A 23,543-nucleotide genomic window follows, 5' to 3' on the forward strand; every position below is an offset into this window, starting at 1 on the left:
GATCGGTTCGGTCAAAAACCCGACCGTCAACGCGTGAGGCGCAAAGGAGCCGATCACCGGACGGTCTGCAAGCGTCGCGGCGCCGCTTTGCTTCGATCAGGATCCGCCGATCGGCGATCCGTCTCCGCCTCTTTCTGAGACATCGTCCATGGACGACCACGCGTCCGTTTCCGATGCCCTGCAAGCGTTGACCACGCTTTGGCCCCAGCTGTCGATCACCCGAACGCCGGATCATATCGTCGTGCGCGACGGTGACCGGACGCTTTTCGACGGGCCGGACTGGGGGCTGCTATTCTTCCTGGCCGGCCTGCGGGCACAGATAGGCAAGCCGAAGGACGAGGCGAAGGCGCGGGGACACGCCCCGGACGATCCCGGACGCCCACACGAGTCTCGTTAAACGTCGAAAGTTGCGCGCGAAGATGCCTGCCTCCGCCATGCGGCCACGCTCAGCCGCTCGGTGCCTCGCCCTTTGCCGCAAAATAGGTGGTGCGAAAGTCATTGGCGAAAGCCGTCAGCCGTCCTGCGGCGATCGCGGAGCGCAAATCGGCCATCAGCGCCTGATAGAACCAGAGATTATGCTCGGTCATCAGCATCGCGCCGAGAATCTCGCCGGCGCGGACGAGATGATGGAGGTAGGCACGGCTCCAGCCTCCGCACACCGGGCAACCGCAGGTGGGATCCAACGGCCCCTCGTCCTCCGCATGCCTGGCATTGCGGATGTTGATCGGTCCCGATCGCGTGAAGGCCTGGCCATTGCGGCCCGACCGTGTCGGCAGCACGCAATCGAACATGTCGATACCGCGCTCGACCGCGCCGACGATGTCGTCCGGCTTGCCGACACCCATCAGATAGCGCGGCCGGTCCGCGGACAGCATGTCCACCGCGAAATCGAGCACGCGGAACATCTCCGCCTGCCCCTCGCCCACTGCAAGGCCGCCGACCGCATAACCATCGAAGCCGATCTCGATCAGCGCATCGGCTGACTGGCGACGCAGATCCTGCTCCATGGATCCCTGCTGGATGCCGAATAGCGCGGAGGCCTCGGCATGGGAGCCGCCGGCATCGAAGGCATCGCGCGACCGCTTCGCCCAGCGCATCGATCGCTCCATCGACTTCGCCGCCTTGTCTCGCGTCGCCGGAAAGGCGGTACACTCGTCGAAGGCCATCACGATGTCGCTGCCGAGCAGCCTCTGTATCTCCATCGAGCGTTCCGGGCTCAGCATGTGCCGCGATCCGTCGAGATGGCTCTTGAACGCGACGCCTTCCTCGTTCGTCTTGGTGAGCGCGGCAAGCGACATCACCTGATAGCCGCCGCTGTCGGTCAGGATCGGCCGATCCCAGCCCATGAAGCGATGCAGCCCGCCGAGCCGCGCCATCCGCTCCGCGGTGGGGCGCAGCATCAGATGATAGGTGTTGCCGAGGATGATGTCCGCGCCGGTCGCGCGCACGTCGCCCGGCTTCATCGCCTTCACCGTGGCGGCGGTGCCGACGGGCATGAAGGCCGGTGTGCGAATGTCGCCGCGGCGCATCGCGAGCACGCCGGTACGCGCGGGGCCGTCGGTCGCATCGACCGAGAAGGCGAAACGGGGGCGTTCGGTCATTGCTCGACGATCAGCGGAGCCGGATCCAGACCGGCGTATGGTCGCTGGCCTTTTCGCGCCCGCGCGCCTCCTTGTCGACTGCGGCATCGACCAGCCGGTCCGCCGCCGCCGGGCTGAGCAGGAGATGATCGATGCGGAAGCCCGCATCGCGCGCCCAGGCGCCGGCCTGATAGTCCCAGAAGGTATAGACCGGCCCGCGCGGATGGATGGCGCGCACCGCGTCGGTCCAGCCCTGAAAGATCAGCCGGCGCAATGCTGCGCGGCTCTCCGGCTGGGTCAGCGCGTCCTGGGCCATGGCCGTCGGCGAAAAGACGTCGTCCTTCGCGTCGGTCGGGATGACGTTATAGTCGCCGGCCAATACCACCGGCCGCTCCGTCGCGAGCAGCTCGGCCGCATGCGCGATGAGCCGGTCGAACCAGGCCAGCTTGTAATCGAATTTCGGACCGGGCTGGGGATTACCGTTGGGCAGATAGATGGAGGCGATCACGACATCGTTCACCTCCGCCTCGACATAGCGGCTGTGAGTGTCGTCCGGATCGCCGGGCAGGCCCATCCGGATCAGCGCCGGATCGGCCCCCCGGGCGAGGATCGCGACGCCATTGAATCCCTTCTGCCCATGCCAGACCGCGCCATAGCCGGCATCGCGGATCGCCTTTTCCGGGAATTTGGCGTCATCTGCCTTCAGTTCCTGCAGGCAGACCACGTCCGGCTGCGCCTCCTCCAGCCATTCCACGAGGCGCGGGAGACGGGCATTGATGCCGTTGACGTTGAAAGTGGCGATCTTCATGGGCCCGCGCTTTAACGCGGCAGGATCAGATCGAGAAGCTCGATCCGCACCCGCAGCCCGAGGCCGCATTGGGATTTTCGACCCGGAAGGCCGCGCCGCCGAGCGATTCGACATAATCGACCGCGCAGCCCTGGACGAGATCGAGGCTCACCGCATCCACCACGAGCGTCACGCCGTCGCGCTGCGCGCTGATGTCGTCTGCCTCCACCGTATCCGCAAGCCCGAACCGATATTGGAAACCCGCACAGCCACCGCCCTCGACGGCGAGACGCAGGATCGCGGGCTTGCCCTGCTTCGCAGCGATGGCGGCGACGCGCTTGGCGGCGGACGGCGTAAGATCGATCTGTGCGGCTTCGCTCATGTGCCAGAAATAGGCGGTGCAGGGCCCAAGGACAAGGCGGGGACGATCATAAGCCCTTTCCTTGAAGAAACACCCGCCCCCTAAACCGCAATCAGCCAGCCGAAGCTGGCATACAGCATTTTCGAAAGCTCTCGGTCTTTTCGCAACAATTCCCGTGGGGAGATCGGGTTGGAAGGACGCTCCAGTGAGACCCCTCTTGCCTTGCACCCCTTCCCGAATGGCGAAGCCTCAAACCCACAAGGAAAAGGCCGCCGGCAACGCCGGCGGCCCCCTCTCCCCTCCCGTTTCCGGGAAAACTTATTCGTCCGGGCCGCCCATCGCGACCTGGGTGGTCTGCGACTTCTGCATCGCGATCAGATAGTCCGACGCCTGCAGGAAGGGGATCGGATTGACCGCCCGGCCGTCGAGACGGACCTCATAATGAAGATGGCTGCCGGTCGAACGGCCGGTCGAACCCATCAGGGCGATGAGCTGGCCGCGCTTCACCGGCTGGCCGGACTTCACGAGGATACGCGACAGGTGACCGTAGCGCGTCTCAATGCCCTTGCCATGTTCGATTTCGACGAGGTTGCCGTAGCCGTTCATCCATGCCGAATAGCCGACTATGCCATCAGCCGTCGCATAGATGGGGGTGCCGATCGGTCCGGGCAGATCGACGCCGGCATGCATGGCGGCGGCGCCACGGAACGGATCGGAGCGAATGCCGAAGCCCGAAGAAAAGCTGATCTGGTTGATCGGACGGGTGCAGGGAATGGCGATCGTGCCTTGCTGGATGGAGTCGAGCTTCTTCCAGGAAAGGAACAGCGCGCGAAACTGAGGGTCTGCCTTGTCGCCATTGTCTCCAGCCGACACGGTTTCCGCGCTGGCGAGGGAAGCGGAGCCGATCAGCGCGGCGAGAGCCAGCATCTTCAGCGGCCCGCGGGCCTTGCTCAGAAAATCGAGCCTCCGGGACATGCCCGGACGGAACGGGGCGGCGTTTGCTTCGTTCTGGATCTCAGCGTCTGACTGCATCAATCTGTTCCCGGCGACCTTATCTGGTCTCGCCAGGGAGATCCTGGCGAGATGTGTTCTGGTATGCCGCCATGGATTTTGCCCACCCCGCAGCGACGTGAGCGTGTTGTGAAAAGTGATTTAGCTCACAGCAAGCGGAGAATAGAATTCCGTCGTCAAACCGGCTGCACCACGCGCCGAGTCGTTGAACGGTGGCTTAATGGCTCCGCGAAAGTGCAGGCCGACGAGCACACGCCAGCGATCTGCCGCGTCGAATCGTTCCGCATCGCAGCAAAATCGAAACCACCGCACTCCCGCCGCGACATGCCGCACTTCGTCAGCCAGGATGCGCGTCAGGAGCGCAGCCGACCGTTCGTCGCCCGCGCGGCAGAAATGCGCGATGGTAGCCGGCGTCACATCGAGGCCCCGCGCCTCCAATACCATCGGCACGACTGCCAGCCGCGCCGCCGCATCCTGCGTCGTCGCTTCGGCCGCCTCCCACAATCCCCCATGCGCGGGCAGATCGCCATAGCCGGTACCGAGCGCGCGCAGGCGCCGGGCGAGCAGCGCGAAATGCATCGCCTCCTCGGCGCCGACACGCATCCAATCATCGACGAAAGCCGTTGGAAACGCGTCCCCGAACCGGCCGATCAGATCGAAAGCGAGATCGATGGCGGCAAATTCGATGTGCGCCAGCGCATGCAGCGTCGCGATCCGGCCGCGCTCGCTGCCGGCCCGGCCTCGCTTGGGCATGCGCGCTGGCGACAATAATTCGGGCCTCTCCGGCCGCGCCGGCTGATCCGGCATCGCCACGTCGAAACGGCGGTCGAGCCGGCCGCACCGCCAGTCGCGCGCCGCCGCCCGCGCGGCCTTCACCTTGGCCGAGGGATCGGCCGCCAGCAGAACGCTGCGTGCGGCCTCGGCGACCGATCGTCTCACGCGAGCGCCTTCGCCGCCTCCAGCACCGCCTGCGCATGGCCCGCCACCTTCACCTTGCGCCAGATCTTCGCGATCCTGCCGTCCTTGCCGATCAGGAAGGTCGAACGGTCGATACCCATATATTTGCGCCCATAGAGGCTCTTTTCGACCCAGGTGCCGAACGCCTCGGTCACCGAACCGTCGGCATCGGTGCCGAGCGCGATCTTCAGATCATATTTGCCGATGAACTTGGCATGGCTCTTCGCCGAATCCTTGGACACGCCGAGCACCGCCGCGCCGAGCTTGGCGAACTCCGGCATCAGCGCTGTGAATTCCTGCGCCTCCTTGGTGCAGCCCGTCGTATCGTCCTTCGGATAGAAATAGAGGACCAGTATCCGCCCCCCATAATCTCCGATTCGCGCGCTGCCGCCATCCGGCGTTTCCAGCGTCACATTCGGTGCGGCGTCGCCCTCGCTCAGCATGGTCGTCTCCTTCGTCAGCCGGCGGCGATGCGCCGCCATTCCGCGGCCACCGTCTGCCGTGCCGCGGCATAGGCCGCAAGCAGGCTTTGCCAATCCGCCATGCGGCACGCACGCGCGACCAGCGCGTGCGATCGTTCCGAAGGTTCGGAGGATTCGGGCGACACGAGCCGCAACGTCACCAGCATGCGGGTGAGCAGCGCATTGGCATCGGCGAGCGCGGGCGAGAGCAATCCCGCATCGGCCAGCGCGCGCGCCGCGACGATGATCCGCGGATCGATGCCGACGCCGCTGCGCAGTTGCAGCACATGGACGCAAAATTCGCTGTCGACCAGCCCGCCGTCGATCAGCTTCACGTCGAACGGCCCTGCCGCCGGCTTGTGCTTGGCCATCTCGCCACGCATCTTCACCGCGTCCGCCACCAGCTTCTCGGGATCGCGCGGGCGGCGCAGCGTATCGGAGATGATCGCGCCCAGCGCCTCGCGCGCCGCAGCCGATCCGAACACCGGCCGCGCGCGGGTCAGCGCCATATGCTCCCACGTCCATGCGCTCTCGCGCTGGTAGAGCGCGAAGCTGTCGAGCGAGACCGCGAGCAGCCCCTGCGTGCCCGAGGGACGCAGCCGCGTATCCACCTCATAGAGCGGCCCGGAGGCGGTCGGCACGCTCAGCGCCGCGCTCACCCGCTGGGCCAGACGGTTGAAATATTGGGTGGCGCCGAGTGGACGTCGCCCGTCCGATTCCGCCAGATAGTCACCTGTGAACAGGTAGACGAGGTCGAGATCGGAGGCATGGGTCAGCCTGCCTCCACCCAGCCTGCCAAGTGCCAGCACAATCAATTCGGCACCTGCGATGCGGCCGTGCGCCGTTTCGAATTCCGCGATCGCGGCGGTCGCCAACGTCTCGAGCGCCGCCTCGGCTACGCGCGAATAGCCCGCCGCGACATCGAGCGGATCGGACGCGCCCTCGACCAGCTGGACGCCCAGCGCGAACCGCCGCTCCCCGACGCGCTGCCGCACTCGATCGAGCAGCATCTGATAGTCGTCACCAGCCTCCCGCTGCGAAAATTCCGCGACCAGATCTGGGACGCCGCCGGGCGGAGCGAGCGCGGTGGCGTCGATCAGCCCGTCCAGCAGCTCCGGCCGCCGCGCCATCGCGTCGGCCAGCGCGGGCGCCTGGCTCAGCACGTCGCCCACCATCTTGGCGAGTGGCGGCCGCGCTTCCAGCAGGCGGAAGAGGTTTATCGCGCTGGGCAGCTTGGCGATGACCGTATCGAAGCGGTTGATCGCGGTCTGCGGATCGGGCGCACCGCCGAGCGCGCGGACGAGCCCCGGCAGCACCGCCTCCAGCGCGTCGCGCGCGGCCGGCGTGCGCACCGCCCGCACCTTGCCCCCGCGCCACCCCTCGATCCGCGCCCGCGCCATCGCCGGATCGGTGAATCCCGCCTTCTCCAGCGCCGCATCCAGCAAAGCGGGGTCGTCGGACAGCATCTCCGCCCCCTCCCCCTCCAGCGAATCATAGATGCGCCCGACCGCCTCGACCGGCGGTGCCAGCAGCCCGATCAGCGCTGCGCCATTCTCCAGCCCATGCAGCTGCGCCGCATTGTCCAGCGCCGCCGCATCCTTCGGCAGGCGATGGGTTTGCTGATCGTCGATCATCTGCAGCCGGTGCTCGATGGTGCGATACAGCCGATAGGCCCCTGCAAGCCGGGTTGCCTCTTCCGGTGCGATCCGCCCCGCCTCGCCCAGCGCCGCCAGGGCATCCAGCGTCGCCGGAACGCGCAGTTCCGGCTCGCGCCCGCCGTGGATGAGCTGATGGATCTGCGCGAAGAACTCCACCTCGCGAATGCCCCCGCGCCCCCGCTTCAAATCATAGCCGGGGCCGAGCCGTTGGCCCTGCGCATGATGGTCCCGGATCCGGCGCGACATCGCCCGTATCTCGCGGATCGCGCCATAATCGAGCGCACGCCGCCAGATGAAGGGACGGATCTCATCCAGGAAATGCGCGCCGAGCACCAGATCCCCGGCCGCCGGCCGCGCACGGATGAACGCCGCCCGTTCCCAGGGCAAGGCACTCGATTCATAATAGCCTATCGCTGCGGATACCGGCAGCGCGAGCGGCGTCGCCTCGGGCGAGGGCCTGAGGCGCAGGTCGACACGGAATACATAGCCGTCCCCGTCCCGGCCCTGCAGTATCTCGACGATACGCCGGCCTATGCGGCCCGCAGCCTCCGCAGGCTCTTCGCGACGGGTGTGCGGCAAGCGCGCGGGATCGAACAGCAGGATGGGATCGATGTCCGAGGAATAGTTGAGCTCGCGGCTGCCATGCTTGCCCAGAGCGAGCGCCGCGAAGCCCTGCGGCGGCTCGCCGGGCGTGCGTTCCTCGATTGCCAGGGCGATCGCCCGATCCAGCGCGCGATCCGCAAAGTCCGAGAGGTGGCGCACCACCTCTTCCAGTCCGAATAGTCCACTGAGATCGGCAAGCGCGATGGCGAGCGCCGTGCCCCGCCGCTCGACGCGCAGCGATCGCCACACATTGTCCTCCGCCGCGCCGGCAGCCCGGGCGAGCGCCAAGCCCCCTGCCGCATCTCCCCGCGCCACCGCATCGACGATGTCGCGGTGCTGCACCATCAGTCGGCGCAGGAAGGACGAATGGCGCTCCGCGCGCCCGATCCCATCGGCAATTGCATCCGGGGCGATTGTCTCCGTCATGGCACAGCTCATAGCCGTACCGCTTTCGGACGTAAAATCGTGGGATACCTTGACGTTTCGGTTCGTTTAGCCGGCATGGAAATTCGTCAGGACAGTGGAAAGGGCCCGAAGCCGATGTACGCCGAGACGCGGCGCCATGTGCGTGCTCCCCGTCCCTATGAGGGCGTCGGTAACGCGTTGCGATCCGCCTATCGCGACCGGCAACCCCCCATGCCTGATGACATGGCAGAGTTGCTCGCCCGCCTGCGATAACGCGGGGCCGACAAGTTTTTCGGCTGGCAGCATGTGTGTCGCTGCTGGAGCGGCAGAAGCCCGATCAGGGCAAGGACCCGCCAGAGGCGCTTCTTCCGAACGAGCCACGACGGCATATGATCATATAGAACGCCCGCCTCCGACCGGAGACGGGCGCCCAAGAAATCAGCGGTCGCGGCTCAACTCGTCGACCTCGTTCATGATGGATTGAAGCGCGGTCCTGCCCTCGTCCGTCTTATACTCCCTGCGCGACGCCAGCTTGCCATCCTCCAGAAGGGACTCCAGCGCGACGCGCGCACGCGCGACACGGCTCTTGATGGTGCCAACGGCACAGCCACAGATTTCGGCCGCTTCTTCATAGGCGAACCCGCCGGCACCGACGAGGATCAAGGCCTCCCGCTGCGGCTGCGGAAGATGTAGAAGCGCCCGCTGCATATCTGCGAGTTCGATATGTCGATCCTGGCTCGCGGGCGCCGCGAGGAGCTTCGAGGCAGTGATCTCGTCCCACTCCCCCTTGAAGCGGGCTCGCCGCATCTGGGAGAGGAAGAGGTTACGCAGTATTATGAATGTCCAGGCGCGCATGTTCGTGCCTGCCTGGAAACGCTGGCGTGCGGCCCAGGCCTTGAGCAGCGTCTCCTGCACGAGATCGTCGGCAAGATCACGATTGCCCGAAAGCGACCGCCCGAACGCACGAAGATGCGGAATCACGCGCGCAAGTTCAGTCTTGAATTCATCATCCGACAGCGGCTGCGCGAGGACAGTTTCGGCTTCGTCCTCAACATCCGGCTCTTCGGGGCGGCCTTTGCTACTCATCGCGCCTCCGGGCTTGTCCCAGTCATACGCACCAGGATCGCGGCCACCAGATAGGGGTGGTTCATGCAATTGGCCATAGGCTGGTTTTGGTCTGATATTGTTTTGGAGCATCTTTCCGCAGATCCACGACCTAATTCGTCAGATGGGATGCGCTGACGGCAAGCGAGTCCATCCTCCCCTTCTTGCCGATTGCGGCCGGGCTTCCTCATTCGTTGCGGAGTCGCAAGAACCGGGATGTGCGCCTTACCAGTCTTCCGATTGGAGAAACGGAAGGCCGCAGACCCTAACGGGTCAAAAGATAGACGAGCGCAAATGCGATCACCACGAGCAGTAGCGAGATTGTGAGAATGTAGCGCGTCATGTGCGGCGTTGCGCCAGCACGCGCTTCCTCCGTCGTGAGATTGACCTGTTCTTCCGGCATGGCGGAGAGTCCTTTCCTCCGTCGTTCGTATCGACATGCCAACGCGCCGGTGATGGCCGGGTTCCACGTCCGGCCACCAATGACGCACCGCGGTCAGGCGGGAACCGTCGCCGAATCGAAAAACAGCGCCTGGCTGATCGCCGCCTTCACCGTGGACCGCTGGAAGGGCTTGGTGATCAGGAAGGTCGGCTCGGGCCGCTCGCCGGTCAGCAGCCTTTCCGGGAAGGCGGTGATGAAGATCACCGGCACGCTGAATTGGGCCAATATGTCCTTCACCGCATCGATGCCCGAGCTGTCGTCTGCAAGCTGGATGTCCGCCAGCACGAGGCCAGGACGCTTGGCCATCGCCTGTGCCACCGCCTCGTCGCGCGTGACGGCGACGCCATTCACCTCATGGCCGAGGTCTCGTACGATCGTCTCGAGGTCCATCGCGATGATCGGCTCGTCCTCGATGATCAGCACTTCTGCATGGGTCTGGCGCTCGATCTCGGCCAAGGCCTCCGCGACGAGCGCATCCACCTCTTTCGGCTCGAGATCCATCAGGTAGCCGGCATCCTCGGCGGTGAAGCCCTCCATCGCAGTCAGCAACAGCGCCTGGCGGGACAGCGGCGTGATTCGTGCAAGACGCGCCCTGGCGATCGATTCCGGCTCCTCCGTGCTGCCGACATCCGCGAGGTCGTCTGCATTGGCCGACGCCCAGATGCGCTGGAAGGTACGATAAAGGCCGAGCCGGGCATCCACGTCGCGCGGGAAATCCTCCGGTGCGGCCACGATGGCTTCCAGCGCCGCGCGCACATAGGCGTCGCCATGCTGCTGGCTGCCGGTAAGCGCGCGAGCATAGCGCCGCAGGAAGGGCAGATGAGGGGCAAGTTGCTGGCCGAGCGACATGAGCTTCGTAACTCCCTGAGAATAAGGGCTTGTGATCCAATCCCGGGCGTAAACGCAACTGTCCCGGCACCGCCGGTGGCCTTTTGCTTTAACCCCCGGCTGCGCATGGAACCAACATCTCAGTTTTTTGTTTCCATGCCAGTACAGGCAATTTATGCGATTGGTGGTTTCAGGGGTGTCACGATACCAGGAAAAGGTTCGGCCGGACGACCAGGGAGCGGCGGGAACCATTTCTCGTGTTGCGCTTTTTGATGCCACCAAGGGGATGGGCGGATTGGCTTTGGACGACCGGAACAAGAAGATGGCGACTTCGGATGAGGGGCGGGCCAAGCCGCGGTCCACAAAGTCGCCTCAGCAGAACAATCTAGGCAATGCGCTTCGCACCGTCTATCAGGAGGCGGTGAATGAAGAAGTTCCCCAGGATTTGCTCGACCTGCTCGGCAAGCTTCGCTGACAAGGCCTTGAGGCGCCTATGCGCCCGGTGAGGCCGCACTCCCTTCCCTTTCGTTTCGCACGGCTTCCCACCGGGACGAAGATGTTCGCGATTCTCACGGCCGCCTTGCTGCCGCTGGGGTTGATTGCCTTTTTCGCGTCCTTGCAAACGGCGCGGTCCAGCCGCGACATGCGACAATCCGAAGCTCAGATAGTCGCCACCGCCGTAGCCTATCAGATCGAAACAGCCATCGATCGCAACGCCGTCGCGCTGCGCGGCATCGCATCGGAAGTCGCCGCCGCGCCCCACGATCATGCCCTGTGCCGTCGCACGCCGGATCGGCTGCGGCGTGTCGACGATGGGCCCTTGCGCTTCGCCATCTTCGATCGCGGCGGGGTGCTGCTCTGCTCTACCCGCGGTTTCAAGCCGCAGATCAACCCGGAAGGGCTTAGGGAAGGCCGAACGGAGGTCGATCTCGTCGGTTTCGGCGATGCCGTGCGTTTCCGCGTCGGCGGCAGCGATGCCGGCGCGATCGCGATCGGCGAATTCTCCCGCAACACCATCGCCCATATCGCGCAGCCCAGCGGTGCGATCGACGGCACCTACGTGCTGCAGCTCCACCAGGGCAATGCGCTGATGCCGATCACCGTCGCGGTCGGTGCCCAGGGACCGATCAGCCGCACCTTCGATATCTCCGCACCGATCGCCGATGGACAGCTCTCGATCGAATTGATGGTGCGTTCCGCACCCTTCACGGCGACCGAGATAGTGCTGGTGTTGTTGCCTATCCTCATGTGGATCGCTGCCGCGCTGATCGGCTGGATCGTCGTCGAGCGCCTGCTCCTGCGGCCGCTCGCGCTGATGCAGCGGGCGATCGCCGACTATAAATCGGGCGACCCGCTGCTGGTGCTGCCGGTGCTGACCACGCCGGCGCTGGAGATCCGGCGTCTGGGCGACGCCTTCCAACGCGTCACCCAGACGATCGCGCGCCACGAGGTCGAGCTGGAACAGGGCCTCGCCCGCCAGACCAAGCTCACGCGCGAGGTGCATCACCGCGTCAAGAACAACCTCCAGATCGTGGCGAGCCTCATCAACATCCATGCACGCGGCGTCGAAACCGAGGAAGCCGCCGCTGCCTATGCCTCGATCCAGCGCCGCGTCGACGCGCTCGCCGTCGTCCACCGCAACCATTATGCCGAACTCGAGGAAAATCGCGGCCTCAGCCTCCGCGGACTGATCAGCGAGCTCGCGTCCAATCTGCGCGCCACTGCGCCGTCCAGCGCCGCTTCGCTGGCGATCAGCCTCGACGTGATGCCCGCCAATGCCTCGCAGGACGTAGCGGTCCCCGTGGCGTTCCTGATCACCGAGATCGTCGAACTTGTGATGATGCTCGATCCTGGGGGCACGATCGCGATCGAGCTCCGTCCGGCCCCTGATCCCGGCCGCGCGATTCTCTCCGTCACGTCCGCCGGCTTGCGCGATCACGACGGGCCGCATCATCCCAACCAGGATCGCATCGGCCGCGTACTGGAAGGCTTGGCCCGGCAATTGCGCGCGCCCCTGGTGAAGGACGGAGTGATCGGCCAATATGCGATAGAAATCGCGATCATACCCGATGCGTCGAATCCCGGCAGCTGATCCGCGCCTGAAATTTCTTCGCGTTTTTTCGCGAGGCACGGAACCGACACCATCGGAGATCGTTCTACGGTTCGGATAGCGACCTTTTGCCCCCCCGCTCTCGCTGTCCAAGACCATAGGCCCGGGCATCGGCTATCCCCCCGCCGATGTCCGGGCCTTAATTTTGTGCCGGAAATCCGGTTTGTTGAATCATTTCGATTCAGCAAGGACCATTGGGAACCTCCTGTCGCGCCGGACATTTACCGGCAGGTTCCAAAGGGGAACTTTGGCAGGAGACGAAAGATGGTTCGCAAGCTCGTTATGGTGGCACTCGCCGCAGGCAGCCTTATGGCGGTTGCAGCATGCAATACGGTGGAAGGCGCGGGCAAGGACGTATCCTCTGCCGGCAAGGCCGTATCCAACGCCGCGAGCGACGCCAAATAAGCTTCCTTCCTCCTTCGCAAGTTTCGACGCCGCCGGCCGCCCAGTGCACCGGCGGCGTCTTGCTGTTATGGAAAGCCGATTAGAGCATCGTGTGGAAAAGTGGGAATCGGTTTCCCGCAGAAACGATGCGATGCAAAGGTTTACAGCAAGCCGGGCGATTCGCGTCGCCCGTTTGCGCTAGGATGGCGCGATCTCGCTTCGCTGCCCCCTGGCGCGCTTGCGCTCAGTGAACCAGATGCCGATGATCGCCAGCTCATACAGCAGGACCAGCGGCAGCGCGAGCAGCAGCATGGAAACGACGTCTGGCGGGCTCAGCACAGCGGCGATCGCGAACACGCCGACGATCGCGTAACGGCGCCCTTTGATGAGTTGCGGCCGGGAGACGATCCCCGCCCTCTCCAGCAGCATCAGCAGCACCGGCAGCAGGAAAGCGACGCCGAAGCCGAAGAGGAATTTCGTGACGAAGCTCAGATAATTGCCGACGGCCGGCAGCGCCTCCTGCTTAACCCCGCCGATATCGCCAGTATAACCCAGCAGGAAATGCAGCGCGATCGGCATGGCGAGATAATAAGCCATGGCCGCACCGGACAGAAACAGCACCGGCGTCAGCAAAAGGAAGGGCAGGAAAGCCCGCTTTTCCTTTGCATAAAGGCCAGGCGCGATGAACTGCCAAAGCTGGTTGGCGATCAGCGGGAAGGACAGCATCAGGCCGGCGAAGAAGGCGACCTTCAGCTCGGCGAAGAACGCCTCGAACACGTCCGTGTAGATCAGCTTGCCCTGCCCCGCGCGCAGCAGCGGCTGCACGAGGAAGGCGAAGATCGGCTTGGCGAAATAGAGGCAGATCAGGAAGCAGGCGCCCAGCGACGCGAAGCTCCATAGCAGCCGCCTGCGCAATTCGATCAGATGATCGAGCAACGGCGCCCGGCTTTCGTCGATATCCTTCATGACGCCGGCTTGTCAGCGGGAGGCGTATCGCCCGCGCCGGATGGCGGCGGAGCGCCAGGCGCGGCCGGCACCTCGGGCGAGGCATCCGCAGCAGGAGCTTCATGGAGTGACGCTCCCGCTTCCACGGGCGGCGGCAGCGGCACGGGCGCTGGAGCGACCGGCGCCGTACCGCCGTCCGGAGGCGTCTCGACGTGCGGCTGCTGTGGATATTCGCGCATGATCCGCTCATTCTCGGCGGCCCAGCGCTTTTCCATCTCTTCCAGTTCGGACTGGCGGATCATCTCGTCGAGGCCGGAGCGGAAATGGCGGGCCATGCCCCGCGCCCGGCCGACCCACTGGCCAACCACGCGCATCACGCGCGGCAAGTCCTTCGGACCGATCACCACGAGCGCGACGACGGCCAACAGCAGAAATTCGGATGGTGCGACGTCGAACATGCGGCTCCCTACGCTGCCTTGGCGCAGGAAGAAAGCGTGGCCGTGATCCCGTGCAGCAGCACCTCAGCCCTGCGGACGATCGTCCTTCATCGGCTGAAGATTGGGATCGGAGGCGGGCTCGAGCGGCGGCTGCTGCTGCAGCCGCGGCGAGGGCGCGGGCTTGGGCTGGTCGTCGTCATCGTCCGACATGCCCTTCTTGAAGCTCTTGATGCCCTTGGCGACGTCGCTCATCATCGTCGGAAAACGGCCGCCTCCGAACAGGATGATCGCGACGATCCCCAGAATGATCCAATGAATTGGCGAACCGAAACCCATGGCACTATCTCCGCAACTTTCACCTATCTAGGCGTCCGGATCGTCTTTTTCCACCTCTGACTGATCGGCTTCCCAGGCATCCAGCGCAGAATCGATGGGATCCAGCAGGCCAGCTGCCCTGAGGTCGTCTATGCCGGGCAGGTCGCGGCGGGTTTCGAGGCCGAAATGGGCAAGGAACGCCGTGGTGGTCGCATAGGTCAGCGGTCGCCCAGGCACTTCGCGCCGCCCGGCGGGACGCACCCATCCGGCCTCGATGAGCACGTCCAGAGTGCCCTTGGATATCTGCACCCCCCGGATCGCCTCGATTTCGGCGCGGCTCACCGGCTCATGATAGGCGATGATCGCCAGCGTCTCGATGCCGGCGCGGCTCAGCTTGCGCGGCTCGAACCGCTCGCGCCGCAGAATATGGGCAAGATCAGGCGCGGTCTGGAAATGCCACAGTCCGCCCCGTTCCACCGGGCCGATGCCGCGACCGGCATAATCCTGCGCCAGCGTTCCGAGCGCCGCCTTCACGTCCACGCCCTCGCCCACCGCCTTGGAGAGATCGGCGACGCTCAATGGTCCCTCCGCCGCGAACAAGGCAGCCTCGACGGCACGCACCCCGTCGTCGGGAACGATGCCGCTCATGCCGCGCGGATCATCAGCGGCGCGAAAGCCGCATCCTGGCTGACCGCCACCTTGCCCTGGCGCGCCAGTTCCAGCACCGCCAGGAAGCTGGAGGCGAGCGCCGAACGGCGATAGCCCTCGTCCAGCGTCTCGGGCAGGAAGCGTTCCAGCGCAGTCCATTCGATACGGTGGCCGATAAGCGCCTCGATGCGGTGGATCGCCTGATCCAGCGACATCACCGGCCGGCGCGAGACGATGTGCACCGCCGGCTGGTTGCGCGCCTTGATCGCGCCATAGGCAGTGATCAGGTCGAACAGGTCGGCATGCCAGTCGGGCTTGCGGATCACCTGCAGCCCTTCCGGCGCACCGCGCAAGAAAACCTCGCGGCCGATCCGGTCGCGCGCCATCAGCCGGGCGCCCGCTTCGCGCATCGCGTTGAGCCGCTGCAGCCGCAACTGCAGACGGAAGGCCAGCTCCTCGGGCGAGGGATCGGCCTGCTCGTCCTTGGGCAGCAGCAGGCAGGATTTGAGATAGGCGAGCCAGGCCGCCATCACCAGATAGTCGGCAGCGATCTCCAGCTTGAGCGCGCGGGCATCGTTGATGAAGGCGAGATATTGCTCGACCAGCGCGAGGATCGAGATTTCGCGCAGATCCACTTTCTGCGCGCGGGCCAGCGCCAGCAGCAGATCGAGCGGCCCCTCCCACCCGTCCAGCGACAGGGTCAGCGTTTCCCCCGCAGCGGGCGCGGCCGGCGGGGCGTCGAATTCGTCGTCAAAGGCAGGATCGAGTTCCATGGACCGAGGGAGAGTGTGTCAGAGGAACGTCAGATACAAGCGACATCCTCATTGATGCTCGCCATCAAGGACGGAAGCTGATGACGACGTCATGCCTGCGCCAGCAGCGCATCCCGCTTGGCGACCAGCACCTCAAGCGTTTCCGCACTGCGCTTGTCGACGACGGTGGCCATCGCCCGATCGAGCCGCAGCTTCGCCTCCGCGCCGATCTCGCCCACCGCGTCGGCTACGGCGATCATCTCCTCCATCACGCCCGAGCAGTGCAGCACGATGTCGCATCCCGCCGCCAGCACGCCGGCCGCACGTTCCCCGAAGCTGCCGGCGAGCGCCTGCATGCCGAGATCGTCGGACATCAGCAGCCCTTCGAAGCCGATCTGCCCGCGGATCACCTCGTTGATGACGATGGGGGACAGCGTCGCGCAGCGATCCTTGTCCCACGCGGTGTAGACGACATGCGCGGTCATCGCCATCGGCGCGCCGTGCAGGGCAGCGAAAGGCTCGATGTCCCGCTCCAGCTCTGCGATCTCGGCGGTCACCACTGGCAACTCGACATGGCTGTCCGCCATAGCGCGGCCATGCCCGGGAATATGCTTGACCACACCGACCACGCCGGCCGCCCACAGGCCCTCTATCACCGCGCGGCCGAGCGCGGCGACACGCATCGGCTCGGATCCGAACGCGCGGTCGCCGATGATGTCGTGGCCGCCGGGATCGCGCACGTCGAGCAGCGGCAGACAGTCGACGGTGATGCCGAGCTCGCAGAGCGTGACGCCAATCGCCTGCGCGTTCACCCGCGCCGCCTCGATCGCGCTGACCGGCGACACGTCATAAAGCGCGTCGAAGCGCTCCGCTGTCGGGAAAGCCGGCCATTCCGGCGGCTGCAGCCGGGCGACACGGCCACCTTCCTGGTCGATCAGGATCGGCACGTCGCCTCGCGCTGCGATCTTGCGCAACTCGTCGGTGAGCGCGCGAAGCTGCGCGCGGTCCACGCAGTTGCGCTTGAAGAGAATATAACCCGCCGGATCGGCTGCCGTGAAGAAGGCACGCTCGGCATCGGTGAGTTCGGGGCCGGCCAGGCCGAAGAAGATCGGTTTCATGGCCAGCGGCCTAGAACAATGTGCCGCGGAATTGAACCCCGCGGCATTGGCTCCCTCAGTTGACGACCGAGCAGCTCTCGCCTGCGACGCGCAGCTTGCTGCAGAGCGTCGAGGCGGCCGAAGAAGACCCCGCCGAGGCGCGCAGTCGATAGAGGGTTCCGCTGTCGGTCTTGACCTGCGTCACGCTCTTGCCGAGGCCACCCAGGAAGCCGAAGCGACCGGAAAGCGACGCCCAAGCTTTGTTGGCCGCGGCTTCGCTGCTGAACGCGCCGAGCTGCACCTGGCCGCCGCCACCGCCACCCGCGCTGACCGCGGTGGAAGGCGCGACCTTCGCGGTCGCCAGCTCCGGCTTTGCGGGCGCCTTGGGCACCGGCTTCGGCGGTACCGCTTCGGCGAGCTTGGGCACCGGCGCAGCCGGCTTTGGCGGCAGCGGCTTGGCGACGGGGGCCGGCTGAGGCGCCTGCGCCGCCGTAGACGGCGGCAGCTTGACCGTGGTCACGGGCTTGGCTGCCGTCACCTTCGCATCTTCCTTCAGCGTCGCCTTGGGCAGCGCCGGTGTCGGCGCCTTGACGGTGGCGACCGGCGCTTCCGGCATCGCGCCGAGGTCGATCGCCGCGTTGAGCTCCGCCCCCTGGCTCGCGGCATAGGCGGTGTCGCCTTCGCCCGCGACGTTCATTCCGCCGGCATCGTCGGGCTTGATCTTGTAATCGCCCTCCTGCGCCTCGATCAGCTTGCCCGATCCGGTCACCGTCTCGGGCCGGTTGCGCAGCCAGAATACGCCCCCGACGATCAGGCCGATGGCGACCAGCGCGGCCACGACGCCCGCGATGAGACGGGCGACGGAAACCCCTTCCTCGCCATCCTCATCCTCGACCGCTTCCAGCCAGGGAAGACGATCCTCGTCCGCTTCCGTCCGATCCCTGCCGAAATCGGTCATCACTTCATCTCCTCGGCCGCGGCCACCCCCATGACGGCAAGGCCATTGCGAATAATTTGCCCGATAGAATCGGCCAACGAAAGTCGCGCGGATGTGGTTTCCATATCGTTAACCACCAAAAAGCGGCGCGAGGGATCGTCATTGCCCCGATTCCAGACACTGTGGAAGGCCGCGGCAAGGTCGAAAAGATAGAAAGCGACGCGATGCGGCTCGTGATTCGCCGCGGCCGATTCGATGATCCGCGGGAACTGGGCGCTGAGCTTCACCAATGCCAGTTCCTCGGCATCGAGCAGCGTGAGGTCCGGCTCCGCAACCGGAGCGAGCCCCTGCTCGGCCAGGCGGCGATGCAGCGAGCGCGTCCGCGCATGCGCATATTGCACGTAGAAGACGGGATTGTCCTTCGACGCCTCGACCACCTTGGCGAAGTCGAAATCCATCTGCGCGTCGGCCTTGCGGGTGAGCATGGTAAAGCGCACCACGTCCTTGCCGACCTCGCGCACCACGTCGGCCAGGGTCACGAACGAGCCAGAGCGCTTCGACATCTTCACCGGCTCGCCGCCGCGCAGCAGCCGCACCATCTGGACGAGCTTGACGTCGAGCGGCACCGCGCTGCCGGTCAGCGCCTTCACCGCCGCCTGGATGCGCTTCACCGTACCCGAGTGATCGGCGCCCCAGATGTCGATCAGCATGTCGGACCGGCTCGCTTTTTCGGCATGATAAGCGAGGTCGTTGCCGAAATAGGTATAGCTGCCGTCGGCCTTCTTCACAGGCCGGTCGCTGTCATCGCCGAATGCGGTGGCGCGGAACAGCGTCATCTCGACGGGCTCCCAATCGTCCGCCGCCTCGCCCTTGGGCTTTTCGAGCACGCCCTCATAGACGAGCCCCTCGGCGCGCAGCCGGTCGAGCGCGGCATTCACCTTGCCGGCTCGCTGCACCTCGGCCTCGGACGAGAAGAGATCGTGATGGATGCCCAGCAGCGCGAGGTCTGCGCGGATCATGTCCATCATCGCCGCCACCGTCTTCTCGCGGAACAGCGCCAGCCACTCGCTCTCCGGCGCGCCGACATAGCGGTCGCCAAATTCGGCGGCGAGCGCCTGGCCGACCGGGATCAAATAGTCGCCGGGATAGAGGCCTTCCGGGATGGTGACGGTCTCGCCCAGCGCCTCGCGGTAGCGCATATGCGCCGAGCGGGCGAGCGTCTGCACCTGCGAGCCGGCATCGTTGACATAATATTCGCGCGTGACCTGATAGCCCGCATATTCGAGCAGGGCGGCGAGCGCATCGCCCACTACCGCGCCGCGGCAATGGCCCATATGCATCGGCCCGGTCGGGTTGGCCGAAACATATTCCACGTTGACGCGCTTGCCCGCGCCCATGTGCGATGCGCCGTAGCGCGCGCCCTCGTCCAGGATCACCTTCAGCTCCTGGCGCCACACCTCGGGCGTCAGCCGCACGTTGATGAAGCCCGGCCCGGCGATCTCGACGCTCTCCACCTCGGCGAGTTCGCCCAGCTTCGGCGCGATTAGCCCGGCCAGCGCGCGCGGATTGGTGCCGGCCGGCTTGGCCAGCACCATCGCGGCGTTGGTCGCCAGGTCGCCATGCGTGGCGTCCCGCGGCGGCTCCACCGTCACGTTTCGACGCTCGATCCCCGCGGGCAGGCTGCCTGCCGCTACGAGGCTGTCGAGAATGCCGTCCAGGCTGGCGGCGAAACGGGCATAGAGGGTCACTGCGATCGATCCGCTGGTTTCGGGAAAGGCGGGCCCTTAGCGCATATGCCCCGCAACGTCATGCTTAAGTTGGGAATGCGCTACCCACATCCTCCCCAGCGAAGTTGGGGAGGATGACGACTATTCCGCCGCTTCGGCCCGCTCCGCAAAGAACCGGTTCTCCGGCCGCGGCAGGCCGAGATGGTCGCGCAGCGTCTCGCCCTCATATTCCGTCCGGAAAAGGCCGCGCCGCTGCAGCTCCGGTACCACCTTGTCGACGAAATCGTCGAGACCTTCGGGCAGATAGGGGAACATCATGTTGAACCCATCCGATCCCTCGCCATGCAGCCATTCTGCCATTTCGTCGGCAATGGTCGCAGGCGTGCCGACGAAGGCGAGGCCGGAATAGCTGCCCGCCTTCTCGGCCAGCTGGCGGATGGTGAGGTTCTTCGATCGCGCCGCCTCGATGATCCGTTCGCGGGCGCTCTTGCTGGCGTTGGTCTCCGGGATCTCGGGCAGCGGGCCGTCCGGATCGAAGCCCGAGACGTCATAGCCCAGCATGCCGTTCAGCGAGTGGATGCCGCTGTCATAATGAACCAGGCTGTCGAGATGCGCGCGCTTGGCCCGCGCTTCCTCCACCGTCTCGCCCACCACCACGAAAGCGGCTGGCAGGATTTTGAGATGATCGGGATTGCGGCCGATCCGCTTCATCCGGCCCTTCACGTCGGCATAGAAGCGCTGTCCTGCCGCCAGCGTGGATTCCGCGCCGAAGATCACTTCGGCGGTCTCGGCCGCCAGCTGCCGTCCCGGCTCCGACGCACCGGCCTGCACGATCACCGGCCAGCCCTGCACGGGCCGGGCGATGTTGAGCGGCCCGCGCACCGACAGGCTCGGGCCCTTGTGGTCCAGCACGTGCAGCTTGTCGGGATCGAAGAAGATCCCGCTTTCGACGTCGCGCAGGAAGGCGTCGTCGGCGAAGCTGTCCCACAGGCCGGTCACGACATCGTAGAATTCGCGCGCCCGCACATAGCGCGCATCATGATCCATCTGCGATTCATAGCCGAAATTGAGCGCCGCGTCGGGATTGGCGGTGGTGACGATGTTCCACCCTGCCCGGCCGCCGCTCAGATGATCCAGCGAGGCGAAGCGCCGGGCGATGTGGAAGGGCTCGTCGAAAGTCGTCGATGCGGTAGCGATCAGCCCGATCTTTTCCGTAACCGCCGCCAGCGCGGACAGCAGGGTAAAGGGTTCGAACGAAGTGACGGTATGGCTGCGCTTGAGCGCCTCGACCGGCATGTTCAGCACGGCGAGATGATCCGCCATGAAGAAGGCGTCGAACTTCGCCTCCTCGAGGCGCCGGGCGAAGCGCTTCAAATGGCCGAAGTTGAAATTGGCGTCGGGATAGGCGCCGGGATAGCGCCACGCGCCGGTGTGGATGCTCACCGGGCGCATGAACGCGCCAAGATGGAGCTTACGGGAATCGGCCATCACCCTGCCCTTCCTTGCTGTGCGACCGCCTGCAGATCGGAACGCTGGATAGCCGCTTCAAGATTGTGCGACCGCGAAGAGCGCGCCTTTTTCTATCGCCGCGGATCGTAAATCTGGTCGAACGTGCCGCCGTCGGCGAAATGCACCTTCTGCGCCTGCGCCCAGCTTCCATAATCGTGCGCCAGGGTGAACAGCTTGATAGGCCGGAAGCGCGCCTGATATCGCGCCGCCACCGATTTGCTGCGGGGACGATAATAGTTCCGCGCGATGATCTCCTGCGCAGTGGGCGTGTAGAGGAAGCGCAGATAGGCGTTGGCGACCGCGGCTGTGCCATGCCGCTGCACATTCTTGTCGACCACCGCGACAGACGGCTCGGCGAGGATCGAGACCGATGGATAGACGATCTGATAATCGCTGCCGCCAGCTTCCTTCAGCGCCAGCAGCGCCTCATTCTCCCATGTCAGCAGCACGTCGCCCTGGCGGCGCTGGATGAAGGTGGTGCTGGATCCGCGCGCGCCGGAATCGAGGACGAGGACGTTGCCGTACAGCTTCTTGACGAAGGCCTGCGCCGCCTTGTCCGATCCATAGGCACGCTTGCCATAGCCCCACGCCGCCAGATAGGCCCAGCGCGGCGCGCCGCCGGTCTTCGGATTGGGCGTGATCACGCCGACGCCGGGCTTCGCCAGATCGTTCCAGTCCTTGATGCGCTTGGGGTTGCCCTTGCGCACGAGGAACACGATCGTCGAATAATAGGGCGTGGAATTGACCGGCAGCCGCTTCTGCCAATCCTTCGCGATCAGCCCGCTCGCCGCGATCTCATCGATGTCGTTGGCGAGCGCGAGCGTGACCACGTCCGCCTGCAGCCCGTCGATCACCGATCGCGCCTGCTTGCCCGATCCGCCGTGCGACTGCTTGATCTCAACGCTGCGGCCGGTCTTGTCCTTCCACGCCTTGGCGAACACGGCATTGATATCGCGATAGAGCTCGCGTGTCGGATCGTAGCTCACGTTCAGGATCGTCTCGGCCGAGAGCGGCGCCGCTATGAGCGCCCCGGCCAGGATCGCGCCGATCAATCTGTTCATGCCCGTCTCCCTATTGTGGCAGGACCGATAACACTACCGAATTAGTAGTGAAGTAGTTTCGGCTATGCGGCGCCCAAGCCCACCTTTTCGACAATCAAAGCCGCCCGGCCGCAAAGCGCGGCAGTTGAACCGCGATCGGCAGCGATCCTAACCCAAGCGGCGGAGATGGCCTCTCACGGGCAGCAGAGGGACAGACGATGGCGCAACCGGTGCATTTCGATCCGTATGGGCAGGCCTATCTTCACGATCCCTATTCGATCTACGCCCGCCTGCGCGACGAGGCGCCCGTCTACCACAACCCCGAGATGAAGTTCTGGGCACTCTCACGCTACGATGACGTCGTCATGGCGCATCGGGACGCCGCGACGTTCAGCAGCGCGGGCGGCGTCACCATCGAAGGCACCGAGGCGGCAATGCCGCTGCTGATCGTCAAGGACCAGCCCGAGCATAATTGGGCCAAGGGCCTGGTGGTGAAGCTGTTCAGCCGGCCGCGCATGGCCGCACTCGACATCTTCATCCGCCGGCGCGCAATCGAGCTGCTCGAGACCGCCTATGAGAAATATGGGCCGGACGGCGAGTTCAACTTCGTCAGCGAGTTCAGCGTCGAGTTGCCGCTGAGCGTGATCAGCGAGCTGCTCGGCATTCCCGAGGAGCTGCGCGCCGAGGTCCACGAACTCGCCAACACCACCATCTATCGCGGCGAGAGCAGCGATCCCGAGGCGCAGGCCCGCGCGATGATGCGCACCATCGAGCTGTACACAGGCCTCGCCGCCGACCGCCGCGCCAACCCGCGCGACGACGTGATCACCACGCTGATCAACGAGGAAGTGACCGACGAGCAGGGCGTGAAGCACAGCATGAGCGATTTCGAGATCGCCGTGCGCTACAATGAGATGGGTTTTGCGGGCCACGAGACGGTCGCCAAGGCGATCCCCAATGCGGCGATGGCCTTCCACCGCTTCCCCGCCGAACGCGCCAAACTCACCGCCGATCGCAGCAAGATGGCCAATGCCGTCGACGAGATCCTCCGGCTCGAGCCGCCGTCCCAGCTCCAGGGCCGCACCACCACGCGCGACGTGACCCTGCACGACGTCACCATCCCCGCCGGCCAGCGGGTGATGCTCTGCACCGGCAGCGCCACCCGCGATCCGCGCGCTTTCGAAAACCCCGACGTGCTGGACATCGATCGCCCGCTCGACAATCGCTCGGTCTTCTTCGGCTTCGGCGTGCACAAATGCCTCGGCATTCACCTTGCCCGCCAGGAGATCGCGATCGCGCTGGACGAGATATTGACGCGCTTCCCCGATTTCGAGGTCGATCCCACCCGCACCACGCGCGCGGTGATGAGCAACGTGCGCGGTGTGAGTACGCTGCCGATCGTGCTGGGGAAACACGCCTGATTCCCATCCTCCCCCAAAGGGGGG

At 65.4% G+C, this 23,543-nt stretch carries 25 protein-coding genes; 5 read left to right on the plus strand and 20 right to left on the minus strand.

The genetic code is table 11. From position 1 onward, the window contains the following. The first annotated feature begins 148 nt into the window (after nucleotides 1–148). Nucleotides 149–397, plus strand: coding sequence for a hypothetical protein (locus GQY20_RS21895; protein WP_157219277.1), 249 nt, complete (start codon nucleotides 149–151; stop codon nucleotides 395–397). 49 nt (nucleotides 398–446) lie between these two features. On the opposite strand, the gene tgt is transcribed toward GQY20_RS21895, so the two are convergent. The 10 genes from tgt to GQY20_RS21940 all read right to left on the minus strand — a co-directional run bounded on the left by tgt (nucleotide 447) and on the right by GQY20_RS21940 (nucleotide 10,218). Further along, nucleotides 447–1,601 carry a tRNA guanosine(34) transglycosylase Tgt gene (gene tgt / locus GQY20_RS21900; protein ID WP_157219278.1) on the minus strand — a complete coding sequence of 385 codons (1,155 nt, stop codon included), beginning with the start codon at nucleotides 1,599–1,601 and terminating at the stop codon, nucleotides 447–449. 10 nt (nucleotides 1,602–1,611) lie between these two features. Next, nucleotides 1,612–2,388, minus strand: coding sequence for an exodeoxyribonuclease III (locus GQY20_RS21905; protein WP_157219279.1), 777 nt, complete (start codon nucleotides 2,386–2,388; stop codon nucleotides 1,612–1,614). A gap of 25 nt (nucleotides 2,389–2,413) precedes the next feature. After that, complete coding sequence (gene erpA / locus GQY20_RS21910) at nucleotides 2,414–2,749, minus strand: iron-sulfur cluster insertion protein ErpA (RefSeq protein ID WP_157219280.1); 336 nt, start codon at nucleotides 2,747–2,749, stop codon at nucleotides 2,414–2,416. A gap of 297 nt (nucleotides 2,750–3,046) precedes the next feature. Beyond that, a complete protein-coding gene (locus tag GQY20_RS21915; protein WP_157219281.1) occupies nucleotides 3,047–3,760 on the minus strand; it encodes a M23 family metallopeptidase in 714 nt (237 codons plus the stop codon). Between the two features lie 120 nt (nucleotides 3,761–3,880). Further along, nucleotides 3,881–4,678 carry a ferritin-like domain-containing protein gene (locus tag GQY20_RS21920; RefSeq protein ID WP_157219282.1) on the minus strand — a complete coding sequence of 266 codons (798 nt, stop codon included), beginning with the start codon at nucleotides 4,676–4,678 and terminating at the stop codon, nucleotides 3,881–3,883. Then, a complete protein-coding gene (locus tag GQY20_RS21925; protein WP_157219283.1) occupies nucleotides 4,675–5,139 on the minus strand; it encodes a peroxiredoxin in 465 nt (154 codons plus the stop codon). Before GQY20_RS21925 ends, GQY20_RS21920 begins: the two co-directional genes overlap by 4 nt. A gap of 14 nt (nucleotides 5,140–5,153) precedes the next feature. Continuing rightward, on the minus strand, nucleotides 5,154–7,844 hold the full coding sequence (locus GQY20_RS21930) for a bifunctional [glutamine synthetase] adenylyltransferase/[glutamine synthetase]-adenylyl-L-tyrosine phosphorylase (RefSeq protein WP_198351114.1): 2,691 nt from the start codon (nucleotides 7,842–7,844) through the stop codon (nucleotides 5,154–5,156). A gap of 417 nt (nucleotides 7,845–8,261) precedes the next feature. Then, nucleotides 8,262–8,909 (minus strand): sigma-70 family RNA polymerase sigma factor, encoded by a 648-nt coding sequence (locus GQY20_RS21935; protein WP_157219285.1) that lies wholly within the window; start codon nucleotides 8,907–8,909, stop codon nucleotides 8,262–8,264. A gap of 283 nt (nucleotides 8,910–9,192) precedes the next feature. Beyond that, entirely contained in the window at nucleotides 9,193–9,330 is a 138-nt protein-coding gene (locus GQY20_RS32230; protein ID WP_198351115.1) for a hypothetical protein, read from the minus strand. Between the two features lie 93 nt (nucleotides 9,331–9,423). Beyond that, on the minus strand, nucleotides 9,424–10,218 hold the full coding sequence (locus GQY20_RS21940; protein WP_157219286.1) for a response regulator: 795 nt from the start codon (nucleotides 10,216–10,218) through the stop codon (nucleotides 9,424–9,426). A gap of 154 nt (nucleotides 10,219–10,372) precedes the next feature. Here GQY20_RS21940 and GQY20_RS32650 point away from each other — a divergent pair, with 154 nt between their 5' ends. The 3 genes from GQY20_RS32650 (at nucleotide 10,373) to GQY20_RS21955 (ending at nucleotide 12,712) form a co-directional block, all read left to right on the plus strand. Next, nucleotides 10,373–10,672, plus strand: coding sequence for a NepR family anti-sigma factor (locus GQY20_RS32650; protein WP_157219287.1), 300 nt, complete (start codon nucleotides 10,373–10,375; stop codon nucleotides 10,670–10,672). 168 nt (nucleotides 10,673–10,840) lie between these two features. After that, nucleotides 10,841–12,289, plus strand: coding sequence for a sensor histidine kinase (locus tag GQY20_RS21950; protein WP_157219288.1), 1,449 nt, complete (start codon nucleotides 10,841–10,843; stop codon nucleotides 12,287–12,289). A gap of 282 nt (nucleotides 12,290–12,571) precedes the next feature. Continuing rightward, complete coding sequence (locus tag GQY20_RS21955) at nucleotides 12,572–12,712, plus strand: entericidin A/B family lipoprotein (protein WP_157219289.1); 141 nt, start codon at nucleotides 12,572–12,574, stop codon at nucleotides 12,710–12,712. Nucleotides 12,713–12,889: 177 nt separating this feature from the next. Here GQY20_RS21955 and tatC read toward each other — a convergent pair whose 3' ends face one another. From tatC to GQY20_RS22005, 10 genes are all read right to left on the minus strand, one after another. Then, nucleotides 12,890–13,657 carry a twin-arginine translocase subunit TatC gene (tatC, locus tag GQY20_RS21960; RefSeq protein WP_157219290.1) on the minus strand — a complete coding sequence of 256 codons (768 nt, stop codon included), beginning with the start codon at nucleotides 13,655–13,657 and terminating at the stop codon, nucleotides 12,890–12,892. Continuing rightward, nucleotides 13,654–14,094, minus strand: a complete 441-nt coding sequence (tatB, locus tag GQY20_RS32655; RefSeq protein WP_232476187.1) for a Sec-independent protein translocase protein TatB — start codon at nucleotides 14,092–14,094, stop codon at nucleotides 13,654–13,656. Before tatB ends, tatC begins: the two co-directional genes overlap by 4 nt. A gap of 63 nt (nucleotides 14,095–14,157) precedes the next feature. Next, nucleotides 14,158–14,409: a Sec-independent protein translocase subunit TatA gene (locus tag GQY20_RS21970; protein ID WP_157219291.1), complete on the minus strand. Its 252-nt coding sequence runs from the start codon at nucleotides 14,407–14,409 to the stop codon at nucleotides 14,158–14,160. 27 nt (nucleotides 14,410–14,436) lie between these two features. Further along, nucleotides 14,437–15,036 carry an SMC-Scp complex subunit ScpB gene (gene scpB / locus GQY20_RS21975; protein WP_157219292.1) on the minus strand — a complete coding sequence of 200 codons (600 nt, stop codon included), beginning with the start codon at nucleotides 15,034–15,036 and terminating at the stop codon, nucleotides 14,437–14,439. Further along, on the minus strand, nucleotides 15,033–15,809 hold the full coding sequence (locus tag GQY20_RS21980; protein WP_157219293.1) for a segregation and condensation protein A: 777 nt from the start codon (nucleotides 15,807–15,809) through the stop codon (nucleotides 15,033–15,035). Before GQY20_RS21980 ends, scpB begins: the two co-directional genes overlap by 4 nt. A gap of 89 nt (nucleotides 15,810–15,898) precedes the next feature. Further along, nucleotides 15,899–16,906 (minus strand): beta-N-acetylhexosaminidase, encoded by a 1,008-nt coding sequence (nagZ, locus tag GQY20_RS21985; RefSeq protein WP_157219294.1) that lies wholly within the window; start codon nucleotides 16,904–16,906, stop codon nucleotides 15,899–15,901. 55 nt (nucleotides 16,907–16,961) lie between these two features. Further along, complete coding sequence (locus tag GQY20_RS21990; protein WP_157219295.1) at nucleotides 16,962–17,843, minus strand: SPOR domain-containing protein; 882 nt, start codon at nucleotides 17,841–17,843, stop codon at nucleotides 16,962–16,964. Continuing rightward, complete coding sequence (gene argS / locus GQY20_RS21995) at nucleotides 17,843–19,570, minus strand: arginine--tRNA ligase (protein WP_157219296.1); 1,728 nt, start codon at nucleotides 19,568–19,570, stop codon at nucleotides 17,843–17,845. The genes GQY20_RS21990 and argS overlap by 1 nt, the downstream gene beginning before the upstream one ends. 120 nt (nucleotides 19,571–19,690) lie before the next feature. Then, nucleotides 19,691–21,037 (minus strand): LLM class flavin-dependent oxidoreductase, encoded by a 1,347-nt coding sequence (locus GQY20_RS22000; RefSeq protein WP_157219297.1) that lies wholly within the window; start codon nucleotides 21,035–21,037, stop codon nucleotides 19,691–19,693. Between the two features lie 92 nt (nucleotides 21,038–21,129). After that, nucleotides 21,130–22,119: a sulfate ABC transporter substrate-binding protein gene (locus tag GQY20_RS22005; protein ID WP_157219298.1), complete on the minus strand. Its 990-nt coding sequence runs from the start codon at nucleotides 22,117–22,119 to the stop codon at nucleotides 21,130–21,132. A gap of 197 nt (nucleotides 22,120–22,316) precedes the next feature. Here GQY20_RS22005 and GQY20_RS22010 point away from each other — a divergent pair, with 197 nt between their 5' ends. Next, nucleotides 22,317–23,519 (plus strand): cytochrome P450, encoded by a 1,203-nt coding sequence (locus GQY20_RS22010; RefSeq protein WP_157219299.1) that lies wholly within the window; start codon nucleotides 22,317–22,319, stop codon nucleotides 23,517–23,519. Nucleotides 23,520–23,543 lie beyond the last annotated feature (24 nt).

Origin of the sequence: Flavisphingomonas formosensis, from assembly GCF_009755815.1 — a bacterium.
Lineage (GTDB): Bacteria > Pseudomonadota > Alphaproteobacteria > Sphingomonadales > Sphingomonadaceae > Flavisphingomonas > Flavisphingomonas formosensis.